This window comes from Streptomyces sp. L-9-10, assembly GCF_004151105.1.
In the GTDB taxonomy this organism is placed as follows: Bacteria; Actinomycetota; Actinomycetes; order Streptomycetales; family Streptomycetaceae; genus Streptomyces.
Map to the genome: position 1 here is coordinate 85,689 of NZ_PHRF01000027.1, position 24,084 is coordinate 109,772.

The 24,084-nt window shown below is 72.0% G+C and carries 12 protein-coding genes; 6 read left to right on the forward strand and 6 right to left on the reverse strand.

What is annotated here, in order from left to right; all coding sequences use genetic code 11:
- Nucleotides 1-187: 187 nt before the first annotated feature.
- The 5 genes from CU044_RS06620 to CU044_RS06640 all read left to right on the forward strand — a co-directional run bounded on the left by CU044_RS06620 (nucleotide 188) and on the right by CU044_RS06640 (nucleotide 6,256).
- Nucleotides 188-1,954 (forward strand): ABC transporter ATP-binding protein, encoded by a 1,767-nt coding sequence (locus tag CU044_RS06620; RefSeq protein ID WP_129767502.1) that lies wholly within the window; start codon nucleotides 188-190, stop codon nucleotides 1,952-1,954.
- Nucleotides 1,923-3,761, forward strand: coding sequence for an ABC transporter ATP-binding protein (locus CU044_RS06625; RefSeq protein ID WP_205124053.1), 1,839 nt, complete (start codon nucleotides 1,923-1,925; stop codon nucleotides 3,759-3,761). The genes CU044_RS06620 and CU044_RS06625 overlap by 32 nt, the downstream gene beginning before the upstream one ends.
- A gap of 90 nt (nucleotides 3,762-3,851) precedes the next feature.
- Nucleotides 3,852-4,700, forward strand: a complete 849-nt coding sequence (locus tag CU044_RS06630; protein ID WP_129767504.1) for a metallophosphoesterase — start codon at nucleotides 3,852-3,854, stop codon at nucleotides 4,698-4,700.
- Complete coding sequence (locus tag CU044_RS06635; protein WP_129767505.1) at nucleotides 4,697-5,380, forward strand: 4'-phosphopantetheinyl transferase superfamily protein; 684 nt, start codon at nucleotides 4,697-4,699, stop codon at nucleotides 5,378-5,380. The genes CU044_RS06630 and CU044_RS06635 overlap by 4 nt, the downstream gene beginning before the upstream one ends.
- Before the next feature lie 75 nt (nucleotides 5,381-5,455).
- On the forward strand, nucleotides 5,456-6,256 hold the full coding sequence (locus CU044_RS06640) for an SGNH/GDSL hydrolase family protein (protein ID WP_129767506.1): 801 nt from the start codon (nucleotides 5,456-5,458) through the stop codon (nucleotides 6,254-6,256).
- A gap of 89 nt (nucleotides 6,257-6,345) precedes the next feature.
- Here CU044_RS06640 and CU044_RS06645 read toward each other — a convergent pair whose 3' ends face one another.
- The 6 genes from CU044_RS06645 to CU044_RS06670 form a co-directional block, all read right to left on the reverse strand.
- Nucleotides 6,346-8,205 (reverse strand): ABC transporter ATP-binding protein, encoded by a 1,860-nt coding sequence (locus CU044_RS06645; RefSeq protein ID WP_129767507.1) that lies wholly within the window; start codon nucleotides 8,203-8,205, stop codon nucleotides 6,346-6,348.
- 79 nt (nucleotides 8,206-8,284) lie between these two features.
- Complete coding sequence (locus CU044_RS06650; protein ID WP_129767508.1) at nucleotides 8,285-9,475, reverse strand: glycosyltransferase; 1,191 nt, start codon at nucleotides 9,473-9,475, stop codon at nucleotides 8,285-8,287.
- Entirely contained in the window at nucleotides 9,472-10,281 is an 810-nt protein-coding gene (locus CU044_RS06655) for an alpha/beta hydrolase (RefSeq protein ID WP_129767509.1), read from the reverse strand. Before CU044_RS06655 ends, CU044_RS06650 begins: the two co-directional genes overlap by 4 nt.
- A 4-nt stretch (nucleotides 10,282-10,285) precedes the next feature.
- Nucleotides 10,286-10,621, reverse strand: a complete 336-nt coding sequence (locus tag CU044_RS06660; RefSeq protein WP_205124054.1) for a phosphopantetheine-binding protein — start codon at nucleotides 10,619-10,621, stop codon at nucleotides 10,286-10,288.
- A complete protein-coding gene (locus CU044_RS06665; protein WP_129767510.1) occupies nucleotides 10,611-15,152 on the reverse strand; it encodes a type I polyketide synthase in 4,542 nt (1,513 codons plus the stop codon). Before CU044_RS06665 ends, CU044_RS06660 begins: the two co-directional genes overlap by 11 nt.
- A gap of 5 nt (nucleotides 15,153-15,157) precedes the next feature.
- A complete protein-coding gene (locus tag CU044_RS06670) occupies nucleotides 15,158-22,369 on the reverse strand; it encodes a type I polyketide synthase (protein WP_129767511.1) in 7,212 nt (2,403 codons plus the stop codon).
- 711 nt (nucleotides 22,370-23,080) lie between these two features.
- Between CU044_RS06670 and CU044_RS06675 the strand changes: the two genes are divergently transcribed.
- Nucleotides 23,081-24,073: a glycosyltransferase family 2 protein gene (locus tag CU044_RS06675; protein WP_129767512.1), complete on the forward strand. Its 993-nt coding sequence runs from the start codon at nucleotides 23,081-23,083 to the stop codon at nucleotides 24,071-24,073.
- Nucleotides 24,074-24,084 lie beyond the last annotated feature (11 nt).

Sequence of the window (24,084 nt, forward strand, 5' to 3'; positions counted from 1 at the left end):
GACATCGGCACGCTCGCAAGCCTCCGACCACGGTGTCAAGAAATCCCGTGCTTACTAGGGAATTCCCGAGTCGGAGGGGAGCGGGGAAGGCGTGGAGAGGCAGAACACTAGTAATTTTCGGGCCCGCGATGCGGTGCACTGTGTGCGTCGGCGTTCGGGCCGGCTCTGTCAACCGGAGCGTCTTTCCGTGCTGTTCGGACTTCTGCGTGCCCATGTGCGCCCGTACCGGCGAGCCGCCGCCCTGCTGGTCCTCCTCCAACTGATCCAGATCCTCGGCACGCTGCTGCTGCCGACGCTCGGCGCCGCCCTGATCGACAACGGGGTCGTCGCCCGGGACAGCGGCTACATCTCGCGGCTCGGGGCGGTCATGGTCGCCCTGGCCCTGGTCCAGGTGGCCGCGGCGACCGGCGCGGTGTCCCTGGCCTCCCGTACGGCGATGGCGATGGGACGCGACATCCGCGCCGTCGTCTTCCGCCGGGTGCTGGACTTCTCCGCCCGTGAGGTGGGCCGCTTCGGTACGCCGTCGCTGCTGACCCGGACGGTCAACGATGTACAGCAGGTGCAGACGCTGACGCAGTCGGGCTTCGGCATCGTGGTGGCCGCGCCCCTGATGTGTCTGGGAAGCATCGTGCTCGCGCTTCAGCAGGACGTACCGCTGGCGCTGATCCTGGTGGTCCTCGTGGTGGTCGTCGCCGTCGCGTTCGGGCTGCTGCTGGTCCGGATGGGCGCGTTCTACGAGCGGATGCAGACGTATCTCGACCGGCTCGGCCGGCTGCTGCGCGAGCAGATCACCGGCGTACGCGTGGTGCGCTCCTTCGTACGGGACGGCTACGAGCGCGAGCGGTTCGCCCGGACGAGCACCGAGCTGTTCGAGGTCTCGCGGCGGGTCGGCCGGCTCATCGCGTCGATGCTGCCCCTGGTGCTGCTGCTCATGAACGGGTTCATGGTCGCCGTCCTCTGGGCCGGTGCCTACCGGATCGACAGCGGGGCGATGCGGATCGGCGCGCTCAGCGCCTTCCTCAGCTATCTCTCACTGATCCTCATGTCGGTCGTGATGGTCGCGTTCGTCTTCCTGTCGGTGCCGCGTGCGAAGGTCTCCGCCGGGCGCATCCAGGAGATCCTGGCGACGCCGACGAGCGTCACCCCGCCGTCCGAGCCGGTGGCAGCCGCGCCGGACGCCGTCGGCCGGCTGGAGCTGCGCGGGGCGGAGTTCCGCTACCCGGGCGCCGAGAAGCCGGTGCTCCAGGGGATCGACCTGGCCGCGGGGCCCGGGGAGAGCGTGGCGATCCTCGGCTCCACCGGCAGCGGCAAGACGACGCTGCTCAATCTCGTCCTGCGGCTGTTCGACGCCACCGAGGGTTCGGTACGGGTCAACGGCGTCGACGTACGGCGGCTGGACCCGGACGTCCTCAGCGGGGCCGTGGGCTTCGTACCGCAGAAGCCGTATCTGTTCTCCGGGACCGTCGCGACCAACCTCCGCTTCGGGAACCCGGACGCCACCGACGACGAGCTGTGGCACGCCCTGCGGATCGCCCAGGCCGACGAGTTCGTCGCGCGCATGCCCGACGGGCTGGACGCCGAGATCTCCCAGGGCGGTACGAACGTCTCGGGCGGCCAGCGCCAGCGGCTCGCCATCGCGCGCACCCTGCTGCGCCGCCCCGCCGTCTATCTCTTCGACGACTGCTTCTCCGCGCTCGACTACGCCACGGACGCCGCGCTGCGCACCGCGATGGCGCCGGAGATCGCGGGGTCGACCGTGATCACCGTCGCCCAGCGGGTCGCCACCGTGCGGTACGCCGACCGCATCGTCGTCCTCGACGGCGGACGCGTCGTCGCCACCGGCACCCATGACGAACTCCTGCACGACAGCGCCACCTACCGCGAGATCGCCCTCTCCCAGCTCACCGAGGAGGAGACCGTCCATGGTCTCGTCGGCCGGCCCCGGCCCCACTGAAACCCGGGGGCCCGGCCGCCGGCTCCTCGGACTGCTCCGGCCGCACCGCCCACGGATCGCCGTCGCCCTTCTGGTGGGCATCGGCGGGATCACGCTCAACGCGTTCGGCCCGCTGCTGCTCGGCAGGGCCACGGACCTGATCGTGGACGGTCTGGGCGCCCCCGCACCGGGGGGCACCACCGAAGGTGTCGACTTCGGCGCGGTCGGGCGGGTGCTGCTGCTCCTGCTCGTGCTGTATGTCGCGGCATCACTGTTCATGCTGGCGCAGGGCAGGCTGGTCGCGGCCGTCGTCCAGCGGGTGGTCTTCGATCTGCGGGAGAGGGCGGAGGAGAAGCTCGGACGGCTGCCGCTGCGCTACTTCGACCGCAATCCGGCGGGCGAGGTGCTGAGCCGTACGACCAACGATGTCGACAACCTCCAGCAGACCCTTCAGCAGACCCTCGCCGAGCTGATCACCTCGGTCTTCTCCATCATCACCATGCTCGTCCTGATGCTGGTGATCTCGCCGTCCCTGGCGCTGATCATGCTGGCGAGCGTGCCGGTGTCGGGGGTGCTCGCCGCGTGGATAAGCAAGCGCGCCCAGCCCCGGTTCACCGAACAGTGGGCCGCCACCGGCTCGATGAACGCGCAGGTCGAGGAGGTCTATACAGGCCACTCGCTGATCAAGGGCTTCGGCAGGCGCGAGCAGGCCGAGCGGCGGTTCGACGCGCACAACGACGCGTTGTTCCGGGCGGGCGCCAAGGCCCAGTTCGCCTCGGGCACCATCGAACCCGCCATGATGTTCATCGCCAACCTCGGCTATGTGGTGGTGGCGGTGGTGGGCGCGTGGAAGGTGGTGAGCGGTGCGCTGACGCTCGGGGACGTCCAGGCGTTCATCCTGTACTCCCGGCAGTTCAGCCAGCCGATCGTGCAGGTCGCCAGTGTGGCCGGCCGTCTTCAGTCCGGGATCGCCTCCGCCGCTCGGGTCTTCACCCTGCTCGACGCGGAGGAACAGGGCCCCGACCCGGTCCGCCCGGTCCGGCCCGAACGGGTCACGGGACGGGTGGAGTTCGACCGGGTGAGCTTCCGCTACTCCCCCGAGACACCGCTCATCGAGGATCTCTCCCTGACCGTGGCACCCGGCAGTACGGTCGCGATCGTCGGCCCGACCGGGGCGGGCAAGACCACACTGGGCAATCTCCTCATGCGCTTCTACGAGGTGGACGAGGGCCGGATCCTGCTCGACGGCACGGACATCGCGACGATGACCCGCGACGATCTCCGCGCGCAGTTCGGCCTGGTGCTCCAGGACACCTGGCTGTTCGGCGGCACGATCGCCGAGAACATCGCGTACGGCAACGCCGGCGCCGGCCGTGAGGAGATCGTCGCCGCGGCGCGCGCCACCTGCGCGGACCGCTTCATCCGTACGCTGCCCGACGGCTACGACACCGTGCTGGACGACGAGTCGGCCGGAGTGAGCGCGGGCGAGAAGCAGCTGATCACGGTCGCCAGGGCGTTTCTCGCCCGGCCCGCCGTGCTGGTGCTCGACGAGGCGACGAGCTCCGTCGACACCCGGACGGAAGTACTGATCCAGCGTGCGATGAACACCCTGCGCGCGGGCAGGACCAGCTTCGTCATCGCGCACCGGCTGTCCACCATCCGCGACGCCGATGTGATCGTGGTCATGGAGTCGGGACGGATCGTGGAGCGCGGTACGCACGACGAACTGATCCGTGAGCAGGGCGCATACGCGCGGCTGCACGCCGCCCGCTCCCCCGGCTCGCCCCGGCCGGCCGCCGACGACGAGCGGCTGGTTACCGGTGGCTGAGGCACCGCCGCCCGCTTCCGCGTAACCTCGAAGGGTCAGCGCACCCGGTCCGACCACCGGCGTTCGAGCCCGACCGATAAGGACGGTATTGTGCCCGACGGAAAACTCCTGGCCGTCAGCGATCTGCATGTCGTGTACGACGAGAACCGCGCGTTGGTCGAGGAACTGCGCCCGGCCTCGGACGACGACTGGCTGATCGTCGCGGGAGATGTCGCCGAGAAGTACGCCGATATCGAGTGGGCGCTGCGGCTGCTCAGCGAGCGGTTCGCCAAGGTGATCTGGGCTCCGGGCAATCACGAGCTGTGGACCCATCCGCAGGATCCCTGCGATCTGCGGGGCGAGAAGCGCTATCTCCATCTGGTGGAGCTGTGCCGGGGGCTGGGCATCGCCACCCCGGAGGACCCCTATCCCGTCTGGCGGGGCGCCGGCGGGCCGGTGGCGATCGCTCCGCTGTTCGTGCTCTACGACTACTCGTTCCGGGCGCCGGGCGCCACCACGACGGAGGAGTCGCTGCGGCTGGCGCATGAGGCGGGCGTGGTCTGCTCCGACGAGTACTTCCTGCACGCCGACCCGTTCGCGGGCCGGGACGCCTGGTGCTGGTCGCGGGTCGAGGAGACCGAGCGCCGGCTGTCGGCCGTCGATCCGTCCCTGCGTACGGTGCTGATCAATCACTTCCCGCTGGTCCGTGACCCCACCCGCATTCTGTACTACCCGGAGTTCGCGCAGTGGTGCGGTACGGAACTGACCGCCGACTGGCATGTGCGCTTCCGTGCCGCCGCCGTGGTCTACGGCCATCTGCACATCCCCCGGGTCACCTGGCACGACGGGGTGCGCTTCGAGGAGGTCTCGATCGGCTATCCGCGCGAGTGGCGCAAACGCCCGCCCCGGGAGCCGTTGCGCCAGATCCTGCCCGAGCCGGCCGGACAGGCCGCCCGGTGATCGGGGAGGTGCTGCCCGCCTCGGTCGCCGTCGAGGCGGCCTACGACGACGGGCACGAGCCGGGCGAAGAGCTGTTCCCGCAGGAGAAGGCGCTGGTGGCGAACGCGGTCCCGAAGCGGCAGCGGGAGTTCACCACCGTACGGTTCCTGGCCAGGCGCGCGATGCGCCGTCTCGGTCAGCGGCCCGTACCGCTGCTGCCCAACCGGCGCGGGGCGCCGCAGTGGCCGGACGGCATCGTCGGGAGCATGACGCACTGCGACGGCTACCGCGCCGCGGTCGTGGCCAGGTCCGAGGGGACGGCGGCGCTCGGCATCGACGCGGAGCCCGACGCGCCACTGCCCGAGGGGGTGCTGGACGTCATCGCGCTGCCGGCCGAGCGGACGCGTATCGCGTCGCTGACCGTGCGTCACCCCGGGGTCAGCTATGACCGGTTGATTTTCAGCGCCAAGGAGAGCGTTTTCAAGGTGTGGTATCCGCTCACCGGACGTGAACTCGACTTCTCCGAGGCGGAAATCGACATCGATCCGGTTGAACGGACCTTTCAGGCAAGGCTTCTGGTACCGGGCCCCATCGTGAATGGCCGTCATATCGGTGAATTCCAGGGCCGTTGGATCACGGAACGCGGCCTGGTGGCCACAGCGATCCATCTGGCGTCTGAATCGTCATCAGTTTTTCATTGAATCCATCGTCAATCATCCCCGTGAGCTGCTATCCAAGTGGGGTCCTTGTCCCCCCACTCCTGGAGAAGCATCTCCATGCGTTCAACAAAGGCACTGTTCGCCGCACTTCTGGCAATCGTCGCGGCGGTCACGATCGCACCCTCGGCCCACGCGGCCGACGGTAAGTACGTGGCGCTGGGTGACTCGTACGCGGTCGCTCCCGGCACCCGTACCTACGACGACCCCAACGACGCGTGCCGCCGGGGCCCGCTGACCTACCCACGGCTGTGGGCGGCTCAGCACAGCTCGGTGGCATTCGTCGAGGCGTCGTGTTCGGGTGCGACCACGACCGATGTGATCAATTCCCAGATACCGCAGCTCACCGCGGACACCACCCTGGTGACGCTGCAGGTCGGCGGCAATGACGTCGGCTTCGTCGATGTACTGACGAACTGCATCCTCACCATCGACGACCGGGACTGCGTCAACGGGGTCGAGCTGGCCAAGCAGGCGGCGCAGTCGGTCCTGTCCCCCGCGCTCACGCAGACCTACGGGGCGGTGCGCGCCGCCGCCCCCAACGCGAGAGTCATCGTCGTCGGATATCCCCGGCTCTACACCATCGGGGGTTCCTGCGGAGTGCTGGGCCTGAGCGACACCGAGCGTGCCGCGATGAACTCCGCGGCCGACACTCTCGCCTCGGTCATGTCCAGCCGTGCGGCGGCCGCCGGTTTCGAATACCTCGACGCGCGACCGGTATTCGACCCGCACACGCTCTGCTCGTCCGGTTCCCCCTGGGTCACCAGTCTGGAATGGGACAAGATTAACGAGTCCTACCACCCGAACGCCGCGGGCCACCGCGACGGTTATCTGGCCGCTCTGAACGCCCTCACCGGCTGACGGAGCGACCGGCCGACCGGCCGGCGGATCAAATAAGTGGGGGCGTTCCGCTTCATTCGGCGGAACGCCCCCACTGCCGTTTCCTTTTGTCAGCGCGGCACGTCGGCCAATTCGCCGACGTCCTCATTTCCTTCGCTCACCAGCATCTGGGAGGACGCGAGTTCGCGGTAGAGGACGTCGGCCTCGACCAGCTCCGCGTGGGTTCCCGCGGCGCGCACCAGACCGTGTTCGAGGACCACGATCTGGTCGGCGCCGGTCACGGTGGACAGCCGGTGCGCGATCAGGATCACGGTGCAGCGCCTGGCCGCCTGGTCCACCGCGTCCCGCAGCGCCCGTTCGTTGCTCGCGTCGAGCTGGGCGGTGGCCTCGTCGAGGAGAAGCACCTCCGGCCGGCGCAGCAGGGCGCGCGCGATGGCCAGCCGCTGCCGCTCGCCGCCCGACAGGGTGACGCCGCGGTTGCCGACCTCGGTGCGCAGTCCGTCGGGCAGCCGGTCGATCAGGGTGTCGAGCCGGGTGAGCCGCAGGACCTCCGCGATGTCCTCGTCCGAGGCGCCGGTCGCCGCGTACCGCAGGTTGTCCCCGATGGTGCCGGCCATCACCGGCGACTCCTGCTCCACGTAGGCGATGCGCCGGCGCACCTCCGACCGGGGCAGGGTGGCGATGTCGATGCCGTCGATCAGGATCTGTCCCGCGGCCGGGTCGTGGAAGCGCTGGAGCAGGGCGAACATCGTGGTCTTGCCCGCGCCGGAGAGCCCGACCAGCGCGGTCTGGGTGCCGCCGGGGACGGTGTACGAGATACCGCGCAGGGCGGGTGCGCGGCCGGGGTAGGAGAACCGTACGTCCCGGAACTCGACCGGGGGCGCGCCGGGCGCGGCCACGGCGGCGAGCGGGTCGCGCGGGTCGCGGAGGTCGTCCACATCGTCTTCGACGGGCATGTGCTTGACCTGCTCGATACGGCCGACGGCCCCGAGCCCCTGTTGCAGCATGCTCAGCCCGGCGACCAGGGAGCCGACGGGGCTGGCCAGATAGAACACGTACAGCAGGAAGGCGATCAGCGCGGAGGCTTCGAGGCTGCCGGAGGCGACCAGCGCCCCTCCGACGCCGAGCACCGCGAGGAACGCCGCCTGGATGGACACCCCGGAGAGGACCTTCACCAGCGCGACGTAGCGCGCGCCGGCCAGTCCCGCGCGGTAGGCGCCCTCGATGGCGTCTCCCGCGCGTTCGGTCTCCCGGCCTTCGGCGCCGTTGGCCTTCACGGTCCTGGCGGCGCCGAGCGTACGGTCGAGCGCGGCGCCCACCGCGCCGACCGACTCCTGGGCGCGGGCGACGGCCTCCCGGATCCGGGGCAGCACGAGCACCATGACCAGGGCGACGGCGATCAGCACGGCGGCGGTCACCCCGAGCAGACCCAGATGCACGACGCCCATCAGGACCACCGCGCCGAGGATGCTGAGCACTCCGTTGGAGACCATCACCAGCCCTTCGGTGGCGGCGTTCTGGACGAGGGCGCTGTCGGAGGTGACGCGGGAGATGAGGTCGCCGGGTGGACGGCGGTCCAGTTCGGGTACGCGCAGCCGTATCAGCCGGAACACCAGGTCGCGGCGGATCTGCCGGACGACCCGTTCCGAGGTGCGCTGCTGCCACCAGGACTGGAGTCCGGTGAGTCCGGCGCCCAGGACGACGAGCGCGGCCAGCAGGAGCACGGGCCCCAGCACCCCGCGCCCGTCGCTCAGTCCGTCCAGTACGTGCTGGGCCACCAGTGGCTGGACGAGTCCGGCCGCGCTGGCGGCCAGCACGAGGAGCAGGGTGGCGAGCAGCACCGTCCGGTGCGGGCGGGCGTAGCGCAGCAGTACGCGCAGCGGGGGCGTGGCGGGCGGCTCGGGGGGCTGGGCCTGCGCGGGTGGCCGCGGGGTCTCAGCCGGCGCGGGAGGAGCGGAAGCCGTTGTCATGGGTGGTCCCGGGTTCGCTGGTCGGGAGGGGGGTTCCCGGTGGGGGGTGAATGGTGCTCGCCGGTGGGGAGCGGGGTGTTCAGTGGGTCGCGGGGACGGGCGCGGGCGCGCGCCGCGCCGCGATCCGCTCCAGGTGGTCGGCGGCGGTGACATGGCCGCCCGCCGCGCGGAAGGACCGGCCGATCGCCTCGGCCGCCGCGCGGTGGCCGCCCGCGCTGTCCAGTACGGTTTCGACGGCCGTGGCCAGCCGGGCGGCGTTCACCCGGTTGAAGCGGACCCGCACCCCCGCGCCCGCGTCGACCACCTGTTGCGCGACGATGGGCTGGTCGTCGCGGATGGGGGCGAGGACGAGCGGCAGACCGTGCCACAGCGACTCGCACACGGTGTTGTGTCCGGCGTGGCAGACGACGGCGTCGACCCGTGCCAGCAGGTCGAGTTGGGGGACATGGGCGCGCACGAGCACCCCCGGCGGAACCGCGGAGAGCGTATGGCCGGGGTCGACCACGACGCCCTGTACGGCGTCCCCGAACCCGTCGAGCGCGGTGACCGCCTCCGCCAGGAACCGGCCGCCCGCGTCCGCGTTGGCCGTACCGAGCGAGACGAGCACGGTGGGACGCCCGGGATCCAGCTCTTCCCAGGGGAAGTCGGAGTGGTCGGCGCGGGGGGCGATGGCCGGTCCGACCAGATGCGTCCGCTCCCAGGGCAGCGGTGCGTCACCGAGCAGTTCGCGACCGGTGAAGGCGATGACACCGTACGGGGAGAACCGCGGGTCGGCCGTGGCCGCCTGGTCGCCGATCCGGGTGCGCAGCGCGCCCAGCAGATCACCGAGCCAGGCGGCCACCTTGGGCATCCCCGCCAGTGGGTCGATGAGTTCGGCGGAGGTGGTCGCGGATGTGACGTAGGGGATGCCCTTGCGTTCGGCGACGAGCGCGCCCGCCACGGCGTGCTGGTCACCGAGGACGACGTCGGGCCGGAAGGCGTCGATGGCGGCCTCGACGTCCTGCGCCATCATGTCGGCCAGCGGAACGAAGAACTCCGCCCACAGGAAGCGGAAGGCGGCGGGCCCGGTCAGCTCCGGCGGCCTGGACAGCCCATGGGCGGGCATGGCGCAGTCGAAGACCGTGGCGTCCGCGCCCGCGAGCCGGCGGATCTGCTCGGCCTGGCCGGCCCACGCCACCTGGTGCCCCCGCCGGGCGAGTTCACCGGCCACGCCGACCAGCGGGTTGACATGCCCGACCAGCGGCGGGACGACGAGCAGGAAGCGGGTCACCGCACCGCCCCGGCGAGTGTGTGATCCCGTATCCACTCCAGGATCAGGTCCCGGGTCTCCTCGGTCCGCTCCACGAGTACGGAGTGCCCCTGCTCGGCGAGGACCACGGTGCGGCAGGACGCCAGCTTGGCTTCCAGGGAGTCCACTTGGGCGCTCAGCCCGGACTCGTCGCCGAAGATGGCCAGGACCGGGCAGCCGAGCGCGGAGAGATCGTCATCGATGACGTGGCCCGCCGGGATGTCCTCGGCGAGGGTGGTGACCCGCAGGATACGGCTCGCGCCCCGGGAGAGCCGGGCGGTGTGCGCGCCGTGATGGGCGGAGATCCAGCCGATGACATCCTCGCGGGCGAGCTGGCGCTTGGCGTCCGCGAGTCCGTCGGCCATGTGCCGGGTCCACTCCGCGACCGGCGGCTCGGACTCGATCATGGTGACCGTGGCGACCCGGTCGGGGTGCCACGCGGCGAGACCGGCGGCCACCGTACCGCCGAAGGAGTTGCCGACGACATGCACCCGGCGGGTCTCGCCCAGCGCGTCGAGCAACCCGGCGAGGTCGCCGACGAAGGACTCCAGCCGGTAGCCGGTGGCCGGCCGGTCGCTGCGGCCGTGGCCGCGCAGGTCGTACATGATCACGTCGAAGCCCGCGGCGGCGAAGGCCGGGCCGAGGGTGAAGTAGTAGCTGGCCAGGCTGTCGGTGAGCAGGCCGTGCACGAAGACGACGACGTCCGGTTCACCCCCGTCGGCGGGCCGGGTGGCGGCGGGCAGCCGCTGCACATGCGTGGTGATCTCGCCGGTACGAATCTTGGTCATCGGATCAGCCCTGCCCGTCGGCGCGCAGCGACGCCGCGACATAGTCGGCCAGCTCACCGACGGTGAGGGCGATGATCTCGTCGAGTTCGAGATCGGCGATGAACAGGGCGAGGTTGACCCGGTCCCCGTAGTGCTCGCGCAGGACACCGGCGAGCGTCACCAGGTCGATGCTCTCCAGTTCGAGATCGTCGTGGAAGGTGGTCTCCCGGGTGATCTCGGCGTCGTCGAGACCATCCTCCTCCAGCAGTTCGCGCAGCATCCGGGTGATGTCCGCCAGCACAGCGGCATCATCGGTGTCCAGCGGCTCCGTGGTCATGAACCCGATCGCCTCAGTGCTCATCAGACTCTCCTGTCTCGTTGTCATCGGTCGTCCAGGCGACGATGTACTGCCGCTCGGGCAGTCCCGGTGGATTGGCCACCTGCCGCACACTCACCCCGTACGCCCGGCCCTCGGTCACCACGCGCAGCCTGCCCGCGTCCGCCGCCTCCACGCGGTAGTCGGCGGGCCGGCCGCGCAGACCGGTGCCGCGTGCCTTGGCGACGGCCTCCTTGGCCGTCCAGAACCGGGTGAACCAGCCGGGTCCGCCGTCCGGGTCCGCCGCCACCAGCCCGTCCAGCAGGGCCAGTTCACCGCTGTCGCAGGCCATCTCGACGGCGGACCTCGGCCGGTCGGTGATCTCCTCGATGTCGATCCCGCACGCGCCGCGCCGGGCGATGGCCACGCCGGTCTCCCGGCAGTGCGCGATCGACACGGTCAGCTCGCCGGGGACGCGTCCGTGCACACCGTGGGCGACGGGCCGCCCCGTGTCGTCGTTGTGTATCGCGATCTCGGCCGGATAGATCTCGTCCGCGCCCTCGCCCCACAGCAGTCCGCGGACCGCGTCCTTGGCGGCGACCCTGCCGAGCAACCACTGGCGGCGGCGGACGGGGGACAGCCCGTCGTATCCCCCGCGTTCCGCGCCCCCGAGCATGTTGCGCATGATCAGTTCGCGGGTGGCCAGGTCGGGCCAGCGCTCGTGCACCTTCGTCCAGCCCTCGGGCTCGGCCGTGGAGAGGGTGTTGCGGCCCGGGAAGCGGTCCACCGCGCGGATGTTGGGGTCGGTGTCGAACCTCCGGTCCTGCCAGCCGGTGAACTCCGCCCAGACCCGGCCCTCGTGGACGAGCTGCATGTCCGCGGTGAGCGTGAGGTCGGTGACCTCGGTGATACGGATCAGGCAGTCCAGCCGTTCGCCCGGCTTCGGCTCCGGCCCGTGGAAGCGGATCCGGTCCATCCCGATCGGGAAGACCGTGGTGCGCTCGGTGAGCGTCGCCATGATCCAGTAACCGAGGAGCTGCCCGACGTTGTCCAGCAGGGCACCGGGGGCGTCCGGCGCGGTGATGACACCCCGCACCGACAGATCGCCGAGGGCGGTCAGTTCGCTGACGCCCTGGAAGCGCGGCCCGTGGAACATCCACCGTTCGCTGTAGAGCTGTTCGGCCCGCAGCCCGGGGGTGCGCTCGGCGGCCGGGTCCACCGGCCAGGGCGCGGGCGGTTCCGGGTAGCGCGGGGCCAGTTCGACCACCGCCCGGGAGTAGCCGGTCAGGCCGACCTCGACCCGGTCGGGCGCCTGGCGCCGTACCACCACCGGTACGTCGACGGACGGCATGGCCTCGATCCACTTCAGCAGCCGCACCTCGTGCACGGCGACGGCCCGCGTCCCGGGCACAACGCGTTCGGCGATCTCCATGAGATGGCCGATGACCGTGGTGGCGGGGACGATCGGCCAGCGGTCGGCCTCGTCGGGCCATCCGGGGCGCTGCCGGAAGAAGCAGTGGTCGAGCAGATACGGCATCGCGGCGACGTCCACCCGCAGCACCTCGGGGACCGGCGCCGCGGCCGGAGCGGGGACGGGAGCGGGCGTGCCCGTCGACGGTCCCCGGCGGGCCGGGGCGGTACGCCGGTGCGCGGCGCCCGCGCCGATGAGTTCGTTCGCGACGGCCGCGGTGTCGTTGAGCAGCGCGGAGAGTTCGGCCGCCACCGGGAAGCGCGCGCCGGCCCGGCCGAGCAGCTCCAGCGCCCCGCCGTCGGCGACGGCGAGCGCGGGCGAGGCGGCGGGGGTGACGGGCCGGGGCACGATCCCCGCCAGCGCCTTCCTGGTCTGTTCGGGCAGGGAGACGAGCGCCCCGCCGAGATCCAGCCGTACGCCTGCCCGGACCGGCCGTGCGGACGTGGTCGCCGTACGGGCCGCCGTGGCGGTCGCGGGCCCCAGCAGCGGCGCGACCTCGGGTGCGGCGCCGTCCACCCAGAGCGCGGTGACCACCCGGCGCAGCTGCGCCAGACTGTCCCTGGCCGTGGAGTGGGCGGAGACGACGAGCCGGTCCTCGCCCGCGAGGGTGTCGTCGATGAGCGAGCCGAGCTGCCCGGCGCCCAGCTGGATGAAGGCGCGGTACCCCGCCTCGTGCATCGCGGCGATCATGAGCCGGAACCGCACCGGTTCGAGCAGATGCCGGACGAACAGCTCGCGTACGGCGGCCGGTTCCGCCGGGTAGAGCGCGGCGGTCGTCGCGGACCAGACCGGGGTGGTCTGCGGATGGAGGGTGTACGTCTCCGCCGCGCGCCGGATCGGATCGAGGTACGGCGCGAGCATCGGGGTGTGGAAGCCGGAGCGGAACGGCAGCACCTGCCCGATCACCCCCTGGCCCCTGAACCGCAGGACAAGTTCGCCGACGGCCTCCTCCGGGCCGCAGATCATCGACTGGTTGGGCGCGTTGTCGTGCGAGAGCACCACATCGGTACGTCCGCCCAGCTCGGCCAGCACCTTGTCGGCGGGCATGCCGAGCACGGCGAAGACCGCGCCGGGGACGCGCAGCGCGTCCGGGTCGAAGCCCGCGAGGAAGGTGTCCACCTCGTCGGCGGCGTGGATGCCGCCGCAGGCCATGGCGGTCCACTCGCCCACGCTGTGCCCGGCGACCGCGTCGGGCACGACGGCGAGCCTGCGCAGCGCGGTGTCGAGGACGCGGCCGAGCTGGAACACCGCGGCGCCGTGCCGGCCCACATCGCCGACCCTGGCGTCCTCGCCCGCCGACCATGGAAGGCCGAACCGCTCGGCGAGTTCGGCCACTTGGGGCTCGAACTCCGCTTCGAGGCCGGGGAAGACGAACGCGGTGCGCCCGCCGCCCGCCGGGCCCAGCAGCGGGCGCGGGCTGAACCACACGTCGCTGCGTCCGCGCCAGGCGTTGCCCTTGCTCACGGCCTTGCGTGCCAGCTTCAGCCGGCGCGCGGTCGGGTCGACGATGCCGAGGCGGACGGGGCCCGCTGCCGCCGGGTCGCGCTCGTCGAGCCCGGCCGCCAGGACCGTGGAGTCGTCGGCGTCCAGCAGCGCGGCCAGCTCCGCGGGGCCCGCCGCGGCGAGCCGCAGCACCCGCTCGGGCTCGGTCACCGTCGTACGGGCTGTCCGCGCGGCCGGGGCGGTGCCCGGCTGCTCCAGGACGACATGGGCGTTGATGCCGCCGAAGCCGAAGGCGTTGACGCCCGCCCGGCGCGGGGCGCCGGTGGCCGGCTCCGCCCAGGGCCTGGCCTTCGCGAGGGGGGCGAACCGTGTGCCGTCCAGGGCCGGGTTCGGCTCGTCGCAGTGCAGGGTCGGGGGCAGCACCCCGTGGTGGATCGCGAGCGCCGCCTTGATCAGCCCCGCGATCCCGGCGGCGGGCATGGTGTGTCCGATCATGGACTTCACCGAGCCGATCGCCGCCCGCTCGCCCACCGCCGGTCCGAACACCTCGGCGAGCGTGGTCAGTTCGGCGCGGTCACCGGCGACGGTGGCGGTGCCGTGTGCCTCCAGCAGCCCCAGGGCGTCGGCCGCGCGCGGGTCGAGCCCCGCCGCGTCCCACGCTTGCCGCACCGCGCGGATCTGGCCGCCGGGGTCGGGGTTGAAGAGGCTGGCGGAGCGGCCGTCGCTGGCCACTCCGGTCCCGGACACCACCGCGTAGACCCGGTCGCCGTCGCGCTCGGCGTCGGCGAGCCGCTTGAGCACCACGATGCCGGTGCCCTCGCCGATGAGCACCCCGTCCGCGCCGGCGTGCAGCGGGCGGATCCGCTCGCTCGGCGAGAGCGCGCCGAGCTGGCTGAACACACTCCAGAGGGTGATGTCGTGGCAGTGGTGCACACCGCCGGCCAGCATGACATCACACCGGCCGGCGGCCAGTTCGCGGACCGCGTGGTCGACCGCCACCAGCGAGGACGCGCAGGCGGCGTCCACGGTGTAGGCGGGGCCGCGCAGATCGAGCCGGTTGGCCACGCGCGAGGCGGCCAGGTTGGGCACCAGCCCGATGGCCGACTCCGGCTGTTCCGGTCCGAGTTGCGCGGCGAACGCCGCCCGTACCTCCTCGATCCTGTCCTCGCCCAGCTCGGGCGCCAGCTCCCGGAGCGTACGGACCAGCTGGCCCGCCGTACGCACCCGCTGGTCGAGCCTGACCAGGCCGGGCGTCAGATACCCGCCCCGGCCGAGGACGATCCCGGCGCGCTGCCGGTCGACGGGGAGTACGGGGTCCCCGCCGGCGTCCTCGATGGACCGGTGGGCGACATCCAGCGCGATCAGCTGGTCGGGCTCGGTGCCCGCCACGGACGTGGGCATGATGCCGAACCGCGTGACATCGAACTCGGCTTCCTGGTCGACGAATCCGCCGCGCCGGCAGTACACCCGGTCGCTGCGCCGGGGCCCGTCGGGCGCGTAGAACTCGCCGTCCCAGCGGTCGGCCGGTACGTCGCTGATCGCGTCGACCCCGTTGACGATGTTGTGCCAGTAGCCGTCCAGGTCCCTCGCGCCGGGGAAGAACGCGGCCATCCCGACGATGGCCACCGGTGTCGCGGAGCCGGCGGGCGTCCGGGGATCCATCCCGGTCACCAGCCGGAGGCGGTGTAGACCGCGGCGTGCACCGAGGGGGCGCCCCAGGCGAGTTCACGCAGCAGGCTCAGCGGTCCCTCTTCCGGGTCGATGAGCTTGATCCCGCGGGACGCGTACGACCGCATCAGCTCCGGGGTGACCATGCCGCCGTTCGTCTCGGAGGCCGCCCAGGGGCCCCAGTGGACGGTCAGCCCGCGCCGGTCCGCGGTGGACCAGCGGCGGCCCAGCTCCTCCAGCGCGTCGTTGGCGGCGGCGTAGTCGGACTGGCCCCGGTTGCCGAGCGCGGCGGCGATGCTGCCGAACAGTACGGCGAAGCGCGGCCCGGTGGGCAGCGAGTCGACCGCGTCGAGCACCGCGCGCGCCCCGCCCACCTTGGTGGAGAACACCCGGCGGAACGACTCGACCGGCTTCTCGGCGATCAGCTTGTCCTCGATGACCCCGGCGGCGTAGACGACACCGTCGAGCCTGCCGTGCTCGGCGTGGATGTCCTTCACCGTCGCCCGTACCGCCTCCGCGTCGAGCACATCGACGCAGTGGTAGCGGACCTGGCTGCCGTACGCCCGCAGTCCGGCGATGGTGTCGCGCACCTCGCGCGCGGCGAGCGTGGCGGACACCCGGCGCTCGACCTCGGCGGGCGAGGTCAGCCCGGAGGCGAGGAAGGCGGCCCGCAGCCCGGCGCGGTCCGTGGCTCCGGCGGTCGCCGGGTCCTCGGTGTCGGAGGGGACCGGTGTGCGGCCCATCAGTTCGATACGGCACCGGCTGACGGAGGCGATCGTACGGGCGAACCGCGCGGTGATCCCACGGGCTCCGCCGACCAGCAGGACGACCGCGTCACGGTCGAGCCCCGCCGCCTCGGCCTCGGCGACCCCGTCACCGGCCGGGCCCGCGCCGGTGGCGGCCAGCGCGCCCAGATCGGTGAGGGTCAGCCGCAGGGCGCGCCGGGTGCCGCCGCCGGTCAGGACGACCGGCTCCCGGTCCGTGGCGGCGAGTTCGGTGACCAGCGCGTCGGCGACCGCGTCCGGTGCCGCGCCGGGCGCCACCTCGACCAGGGTCGCGGCGAGGTCGGGGTATTCGCGGTCGACGCTGCGGAAGAAGCCGCGCAGCCCGCTGGCCGCGCCCTCGGTCCTGCGCTCGACGGCGAGCAGTCGGCGCGGGGCGCCGGCCAGCACGGTCCGGAAGAGCGGGAAGGCCTCGGGCAGCGGCGCCTCGGCCGCGTCGAGGGCGTCCAGGTAGAGCACGGCGTCGGCGCCGGTCTCCGGCAGCTCTCCGGTGGGTACGAGCCGGGGCTCGGCGCCGGCGGCGCGCAGCCGCTCGGCCACGACCGGGGCCAGCTCGCCGCCGCCCAGGATCAGCACCGTACTGCCGCTCTCCACGGTCCCGGTCACGGCGGGCAGTTCGGCCTCGGTGAACTCCAGCCGCTGCGGGGGCACGACCTCGGCCGCCGGTCCGGCGGGCGAGGCGGATACGGCGGCGGGCGCGGCCTGGGCGTCACTGGTCCCGGAGGTCGTCTCCCCTCCGCCGAGCCGGGTGGTGAGCAGTCCGGCGATGCCCGCGGCGGTACGGGCGGCGCTCAGCCCGTCCAGCTCCGCACCGCCGTCGACCGGCAGACCCAGCCTGACCGCCAGCTCACCCGCGATCTCCGTCCGCTTGATCGAGTCCACACTCAGATCCGCTTCCAGATCAAGATCAGGCTCAATCATGTCCACCGGATAACCCGTACGCTCCGCCACCACCGCCAACACCGCACCCAGCACCGCCTCACGATCCAGCACCGGACCGGCGGCAGCGGGCGCCGCGACCGCGGGGGCCGGTGAGTGCGCGGGCAGTTCGGCGACCTTCGCGGCGAGCAGTCCGGCGATCCCGGCGGCCGTACGGGCGGCACTCAGCCCGTCCAGCTCCGCACCGCCATCGACCGGCAGACCCAGCCTGACCGCCAGCTCACCCGCGATCTCCGTCCGCTTGATCGAGTCCACACTCAGATCCGCTTCCAGATCAAGATCAGGCTCAATCATGTCCACCGGATAACCCGTACGCTCCGCCACCACCGCCAACACCGCACCCAGCACCGCCTCACGATCCAGCACCGGAGCAGCGGCAGCGGGGGCCGCGGCGGCGGCCGTGACGACAGCGGTCGCCGGGACGGGCGCGGGCAGCGCGGCGGGGGCGGACAGCTGTGGTGCGGCGGCGTAGACAAGAGGCCGGTCCGCGGGGACGGCCGCGGGGCCGCCCAGATAGCTCAGCATGACGTCTCGCTGCGCCGCCACCAAGTCCCGGCTGGTGCGCAGGAATTCGGCGACGAGTGCGTCGGGACCGGACGCCGCGGCGCCGTGGGGGGCGTAGTTCTCCGGCACGATCAGCTCCGTAACGGGTCTGGCGGGGTGCAGGGCGTTGGGGGGAATGGTGCCGTCGGCGAGGCGGACGAGCTGGCCGTCCACCGTCCAGCCGGCGGTGCGCCCGGGGACGGCGGTCTCGGGGTCGACCGCGTCGCGTCCCTGGAAGAGCCGTCCGGCGCGGACGTCGGCTCCGCTGACGGCGAGCTGGGCCAGGGCGGTGAGGAAGCCGGTCAGTCCGGCGCCCCGGCCGCCGTCGAGCGGGATCGTACGGTGCGGGCGGTCGCCCAGGACGGCGGAGACCAGCTTGCTCAGTACGCGTCCGGGGCCTACCTCGGCGAAGACCCGGGCGCCCGCCGCGTACATGGCCTCGATCTGCTCGGTGAACCGGACCGGCGCGCCGATCTGAGCGGCGAGGCCGGCCCGGATCGCCGCGGGCTCGGCCGGGTACAACTCGGCCGTGCGGTTGGCCCAGACGTCGAAGGCGGTCGGGTAGACGGTCATGGACTCCAGGCGGTCGGCGAAGGCGTCGCCCGCGCCGGCCAGCAGGGGGCTGTGGAAGGCACAGGCCACCTGGAGCGGCTTCGCCGGGTGGCCGGCGTCCCGCAGATGGGCGACGGCCGCGGCCATCGGCTCGGTGGGACCCGAGATGACGGTCTGCCGGGGCGCGTTGTGGTTGGCGGCGACGACGTCCTCGGCGAGACCGGCCAGCCGCAGTACCTCCTCGACCTGCTCGACGGTGGCGGTGACGGCCGCCATCGTGCCGGCGTCGCCGTCCGCCACCTGGGCGAGGATCGCCTCGGCGCGGGCGGCGCTCGCGCTGAGGACGTCCTGCGGCGCGAGTGCCCCGGCCACACCGAGCGCGACGAGTTCGCCGTAGCTGTGACCGGCGGCCATGGCGGGGCGTACGCCGACCGAGGCGAGCAGTTCCGCGGCGGCGAGTTCGACCACACCGAGCGCGGGCTGGGCGACGGAGGTGTCGGTGATCCGGGCCAGCTGGCCGGCCTTCGTCTCCTCGTCGAAGGCGGCCGGCGGGTAGAGCGCGTCCGCCCAGCGCGCGCCGAGCTGGAGGTAGCGCTGCAACTCGGGGAAGGCGACGAAGAGTTCGGCGAGCATGCCGGGGCGCTGGCTGCCCTGGCCCGGGAAGAGGAAGGCCAGCTTCCCGGCTCCCTCGCCGTCGCTGTCCGGGGCACCGGTCGCGGTGCCGTCGAGCGCGGTGTCGTCGGAGACATGGAGCCCGGCCTCCGGGTCGCGCTCCCCTTCGGCGGCCCTGCGCAGCAGTTCGGGCAGCGCCGCGAGGCTCGGGGCCACCACGGCGATCCGTACCGGCTCGCCGCGTACCGCCGCCTGGTCGCCGCGGTGGGCCGCGTGGCGCGCGTAGTCGCGCAGCCGCCAGTCGCCTCCGCGCTGGATCAGGTCGAGCAGCGCGCGGGCCGCGCGGCGCGCCGCGGCGGCGTCCCGGCCACGGAACGTGAACAGCTCCGCGGGCCAGGCGTCCAGCGTATGGGCAGGTGGCGCCTGGTCATACGCGCGTAGAACGACATGGAAATTGGTGCCGCCGAATCCGAAAGCGCTTACTCCCGCGACACGGTCGGCGGGCTCCGCGGCCCACGGACGGGCGGCGGTGTGGAAGACGAACGGGCTGCTCGCGCCGTCCCATGCCTCGTTGGGCCGGCGCACGTGCAGGGTGGGCGGCTTCACCCCGTGGTAGAGCGCCAGTGTGGTCTTGATCAGTCCGGCCAGTCCGGCCGCGCACTTGGTGTGGCCGATCTGGGACTTCACCGAGCCGATCGCGCAGCCGGCCGGCTCGGCCCCCGCCTCGGTGAACACCTCGGTCAGTGTGGCGAGTTCGGTGCGGTCGCCGACGACGGTGCCGGTGCCGTGCGCCTCGATCAGTCCGACATCGGCGGGGGACACACCGGCGTTGCGGTAGGCGCGGGTGAGCGCGGAGCGCTGGCCCGCCGGGCGGGGCGCGGTCAGGCCGAGCGCCCGGCCGTCGCTGGCGCTGCCGACGCCGTCGATCACGGCGTAGATCCGGTCGCCGTCGCGCTCGGCGTCGGCCAGCCGCTTGAGCGCCACGCAGGCGACCCCCTCGCCGAGCGCGATGCCGTCGGCGGCGCCGTCGAAGGTGGCGGAGCGGCCGGTCGGGGAGAGCGCGTGCACGGAGGAGAACAGCAGATAGTCGTTGATGCCGTTGTGCAGGTCGGCGCCGCCGCAGAGCACCAGATCGCTGGTGCCGGTGACCAGTTCCTTGCAGGCCACGTCCACGGCGGTGAGCGAGGACGCGCAGGCCGCGTCCACGGTGTAGTTGGCGCCGCCGAGGTCGAGCCGGTTGGCGATCCGGCCCGCGATGACATTGGCGAGCATCCCGGGGAAGGAGTCCTCGGTCAGCCGCGGCAGCTGCTCGTCGAGTGCGGACGGGATGGTGCCGACGTATCCGGGCAGCACCGTGCGCAGGGTCGTCGCGTTGGACAGATCGCTGCCCGCTTCCGCGCCGAACACCACGGAGGTACGGGCGTGATCGGTGTCCGCGCCGTCGTACCCGGCGTCGGCGAGCGCGCGCCGCGCCGCCTCCAGCGCGAGCAGCTGTACGGGTTCGATGCTCGCCAGCGAGGCCGGCGGGATGCCGTAGCGCAGCGGGTCGAAGGGGATCTCGGGCAGGAATCCGCCCCAGCGCGAAGGGGTGCGCTCGCCGTCGCCGTCGGGCGCGTAGTACCGCTCCGCGTCCCAGCGGTGCGCCGGGACTTCGGTGACGCAGTCCTTGCCCGCCAGGATGTTGGCCCAGAACTCGGCGAGGTCGGGGGCGCCGGGGAACATGCCGGCCATGCCCACCACGGCGATCCGCAGCGGTTCGGGGGCGCTCTCCGCGTCCTCGTCCACCCGGTCGAGTCCGAGTGCGGTACGCAGTCCCGCGGCCCGGGAGCGCAGCCATCCGGCGGCCCCTTCGGCGACGGACTCGTGGAGCGCCGCGACGGTGGTGACGGATTCACGCAGGACGCAGACCTCCCCCGCCATGAACATGCCCTCGTCGGACTGGCGCGTCTCGTCGACCGGCCGCAGTTCGTCGCCGACCCGCTCGATGCCCTTGCTGGCGAGCCGGAGCCTGCCGACGTTGAACCGCTCCAGCTGTTCCCAGATCTCCCGGTCGGGCACGCCCTGTTCGCGCAGTTCGTCCTTGAGGTGCGCGAAGTCCTGGGTGATGGCGCTGTGGGCGCAGCGGGTGGCGTGTCCGGGGGCGGTCTCCAGCAGATCGGTCCGCTCGGCGGCGACGATGCTGCGCTGGAAGAGCGGCTGGATGGCACCGGCCGCGACCGCCTCCTCCGTGAAGAGATACGCGGTGCCCATCAGCACGCCGAACGCGGCTCCCGCGCGGGTCAGCGGGGCGGCGAGGGCCGCCGCCATCGCGGCCGAGCGGGTGTCGTGGATGCCTCCGGCGAACAGGACGGTCAGCTCGGCGGCGGCCTCGTCGCCTGCCTCGGCCACGAAGTCGAGCAGGACCTCGGTCTGCGCCTCCCACAGCGGGAAGCTGTTGCGCGGTCCGACATGCCCGCCGCACTCGGCGCCCTCGAAGATGAACCGGCGCGCGCCGGCCGCGAGGAACTGTCGCAGCAGCCCCGGGGAGGGCACATGCAGGAAGGTGGCGATGCCCTCCGCCTCCAGCGCGGCGGCCTGGGCCGGCCTGCCGCCCGCGATGATCGCGTGCGTCGGCCTCAGCTCGCGTACCACCTCCAGCTGCGCGGACCTGATCTCCTCGTCCGCGAACCCGAGGACACCGACGCCCCAGGGCGCGTCGCCGAGGGCGTCGCGGGTGCGCTCCAGCATCGTCCGGGTGCGGTCCGCGTTCGCGAGCGCGAGCGCCAGGAACGGCAGGCCGCCCCCGGCCGCGACGGCGGCGGCGAACGCCGGCTCGTCGCTGACCCGGGTCATCGGCCCCTGGGCGATGGGGAATTCGGTGCCGAGTGCCCGTGCGCCCGCCGATCCCGCGGCCAGCGCGGCGGCGGGCAGGTCGTCCTCGACGGCGGCGGATATCGCCGCCCTGACGCCCCGGACCGCGTCGCCCACCGACTTCCAGCGCCGGGCGAAGGAAGCCGCGAGAAACGCGTCCTGGCCCACCGGCAGAAACTGTGTGCGGAGATCGTCGCTTCCCACCCTGGCCGCGAACTCGGCCGGATCCTGGGGGAGTTCGGGGGCACCGGGACCACGGCGGCGCAGCACCCGCGTCCCGTGGTGCAGCACCGTCTCCGAGCCGTCGAGTCCGGTGAGCGCGCCGGTGAGCTCCGCCGGCAGGCCCGCCTCGTCGAACAGCGCGAGCTGGGTGTCGAGTACGACACCCGCCGCGCCTCCCGCGACGACGGCGGCGGCCGTGTGCGGCCCGATGCCACCGCACGCCCAGACCGGCAGTGTGATGTCCGGGTCCGCCAGCACCTGCTGGAGCAGGACGAACGTACTCAGCTCGCCCGCCCTGCCACCGCTCTCCGCGCCACGCACGATCAGCCCGGCCGCCCCGGCTCCCGCGGCCTCCCGCGCGCCCGCCAGACCGGTCACCTCCACGAGGACCCGGCGGCCGGCGAACTCCTCAGGTGTGCGCCCGGGGTCCGCCAGCAGCACGGTGTCCACGGGCTCCGGCAGATCCGCCGCGGTGACGGTGCAGCCGGGACGTATCCGCACACCGAAAGGGAGCGACGACCAGCGCAGGGTGCGGTCGAGTGTGTCGGCGACGCTCCTGGGGTCACCGGTCGTCAGCTCCAGCACGCTGAGCGCACCCGCCCGTGCCGCGGCGGCCGTCAGCCGTGGCGACGAGCGGTGCAGGGGGTTGACGGCGATGACCGACTGAGGCAGCGAGAACTCAATGGACGCGACGGATTCCGGCATCCGCATGAAGTCTCCCGGATCGAGGTGGGGGGTTGACCGAGGGCTTGGCCGTGGGGGGCAGACCGTGAGGTTGACTGGCCGGTAGTTAACTGGCCCTCCCTCCCGGGGGTCAACTGGTCACGCTGCGCAACGAGTTACGCGTAGCCGCTGCCCCACACACTGCGTAGTCGAAGAACCTCGCGAGGGGGCAGTAATCGGACGCCTTACCAGGACCGCAATCCGCGGATCATGTGCGTGATATCGACCTGTCATGCCCATGAAATGCAGGATCTGTCTCCGGGTCATCGGCTGTGCCGCAGATCACAGTACCCGGGTCTCGCATTCTGTCACCCACGGGGCATGCCTACACGGCGTGACAATGCCGCAGAAACGCTTCACCTGCCTCGGCGCCATGCCGTGGTGACGCTTGAGCAGGTGATAGATAAATCTTATAGTTGCCACCGCATCAGTGAACGCGGCGTGAACCGGAGGAAGAAGAGTGAGGAACGTTCCATCACAGCTCTTCCTGCCCATATGCCCGCCCGCCGCTGCCCGTTGACGTAACAGATCCCCGCGCGCGTCCCCTCTTTCCGTGACAGCTCCGGAAAACGGTGCGGGCATGACCGGTTAACGCCCCCTCACGATCACGCACAGCACCGTATTCCAACGGTTTCCCCTCGCGAACCGTTCTCTTTCGGTGACCATTCCTTCCCGCCCACCACGGGCATGCGGAGCGAGATGACTCCCCCTCAGATTTCCGTCGTCGTACCGTGTTTCAACGAGAGCGAAGTACTCGCCGCCTTTCACACCACTCTGCTCGCCGCCCTCGAACCGACCCGGCAGACCTTTGAGATCTGCTATGTGGACGACGGCAGCGCGGACGGCACCAGAAGACACCTCAGCGAACTGGCGGCAGCGGACCCGCGCGTCCGATACACCTCCTTCAGCCGCAACTTCGGCAAGGAGGCGGCCATGCTCGCGGGACTGCGTATGTCCCGGGGAGACGCGGTCGTGCTCATGGACGCGGACCTCCAGCACCCCCCGGAGCTGGTGCCCCGCATGCTTGAGCTGCACCGACACGGCTACGACCAGGTCGTGGCCCAGCGCGACCGCACGGGCGAGGGCGCCCTGCGCACCGCGCTCAGCAGGGTCTACTACCGGCTGGTGCGGCGCTGTATGGACGTCCATGTCGTGGACGGGGCGGGCGATTTCAGACTGCTCTCGCGGCATGCGGTGAACAGCGTACTGTCCCTGCCGGAGAGCAACAGATTCTCCAAGGGAATCTTCTCCTGGATCGGCTTCGACACGGCGAGTTTCACCTACCGGAATGTCCAGCGCGCGGCCGGCACCTCCAAGTGGGGCGGCCGGAACCTGCTCAACTACGGCATCGACGGACTGCTCTCCTTCAACAGCCGCCCCCTGCGGCTCGCCATCCATACCGGTCTCTGGCTCTTTCTCTCCGCGCTCGTATACGCGCTGTGGATCATCGCGAATGTCGCCCTGAACGGTGTGGACGCGCCGGGCTATACGACGCTCATGACCGCCATCGTGGCGCTCAGCGGAATCCAGCTCGCCACGCTCGGTGTCATCGGCGAATACGTCGGGCGGATTTACCACGAGGCGAAGCGCCGTCCGCACTATGTGGTCCGGGAAACGGATACGACCCGTACGTCCTTTCCGTCCGGTGCGCCGTCGGCGGTCTCCGTCGGACAAGCCCGTTCGGAGCGATAGGGAACCGGCGG

Coding starts and splice junctions, on each gene's coding strand:
- CU044_RS06625 (WP_205124053.1), top strand. CDS start 1,923: ATGGTCTCGTCGGCCGGCCCCGGCCCCACTGAAACCCGGGGGCCCGGC.
- CU044_RS06640 (WP_129767506.1), top strand. CDS start 5,456: ATGCGTTCAACAAAGGCACTGTTCGCCGCACTTCTGGCAATCGTCGCG.
- CU044_RS06645 (WP_129767507.1), bottom strand. CDS start 8,205: ATGACAACGGCTTCCGCTCCTCCCGCGCCGGCTGAGACCCCGCGGCCA.
- CU044_RS06655 (WP_129767509.1), bottom strand. CDS start 10,281: ATGACCAAGATTCGTACCGGCGAGATCACCACGCATGTGCAGCGGCTG.
- CU044_RS06660 (WP_205124054.1), bottom strand. CDS start 10,621: ATGAGCACTGAGGCGATCGGGTTCATGACCACGGAGCCGCTGGACACC.
- CU044_RS06665 (WP_129767510.1), bottom strand. CDS start 15,152: ATGGATCCCCGGACGCCCGCCGGCTCCGCGACACCGGTGGCCATCGTC.
- CU044_RS06670 (WP_129767511.1), bottom strand. CDS start 22,369: ATGCGGATGCCGGAATCCGTCGCGTCCATTGAGTTCTCGCTGCCTCAG.
- CU044_RS06675 (WP_129767512.1), top strand. CDS start 23,081: ATGACTCCCCCTCAGATTTCCGTCGTCGTACCGTGTTTCAACGAGAGC.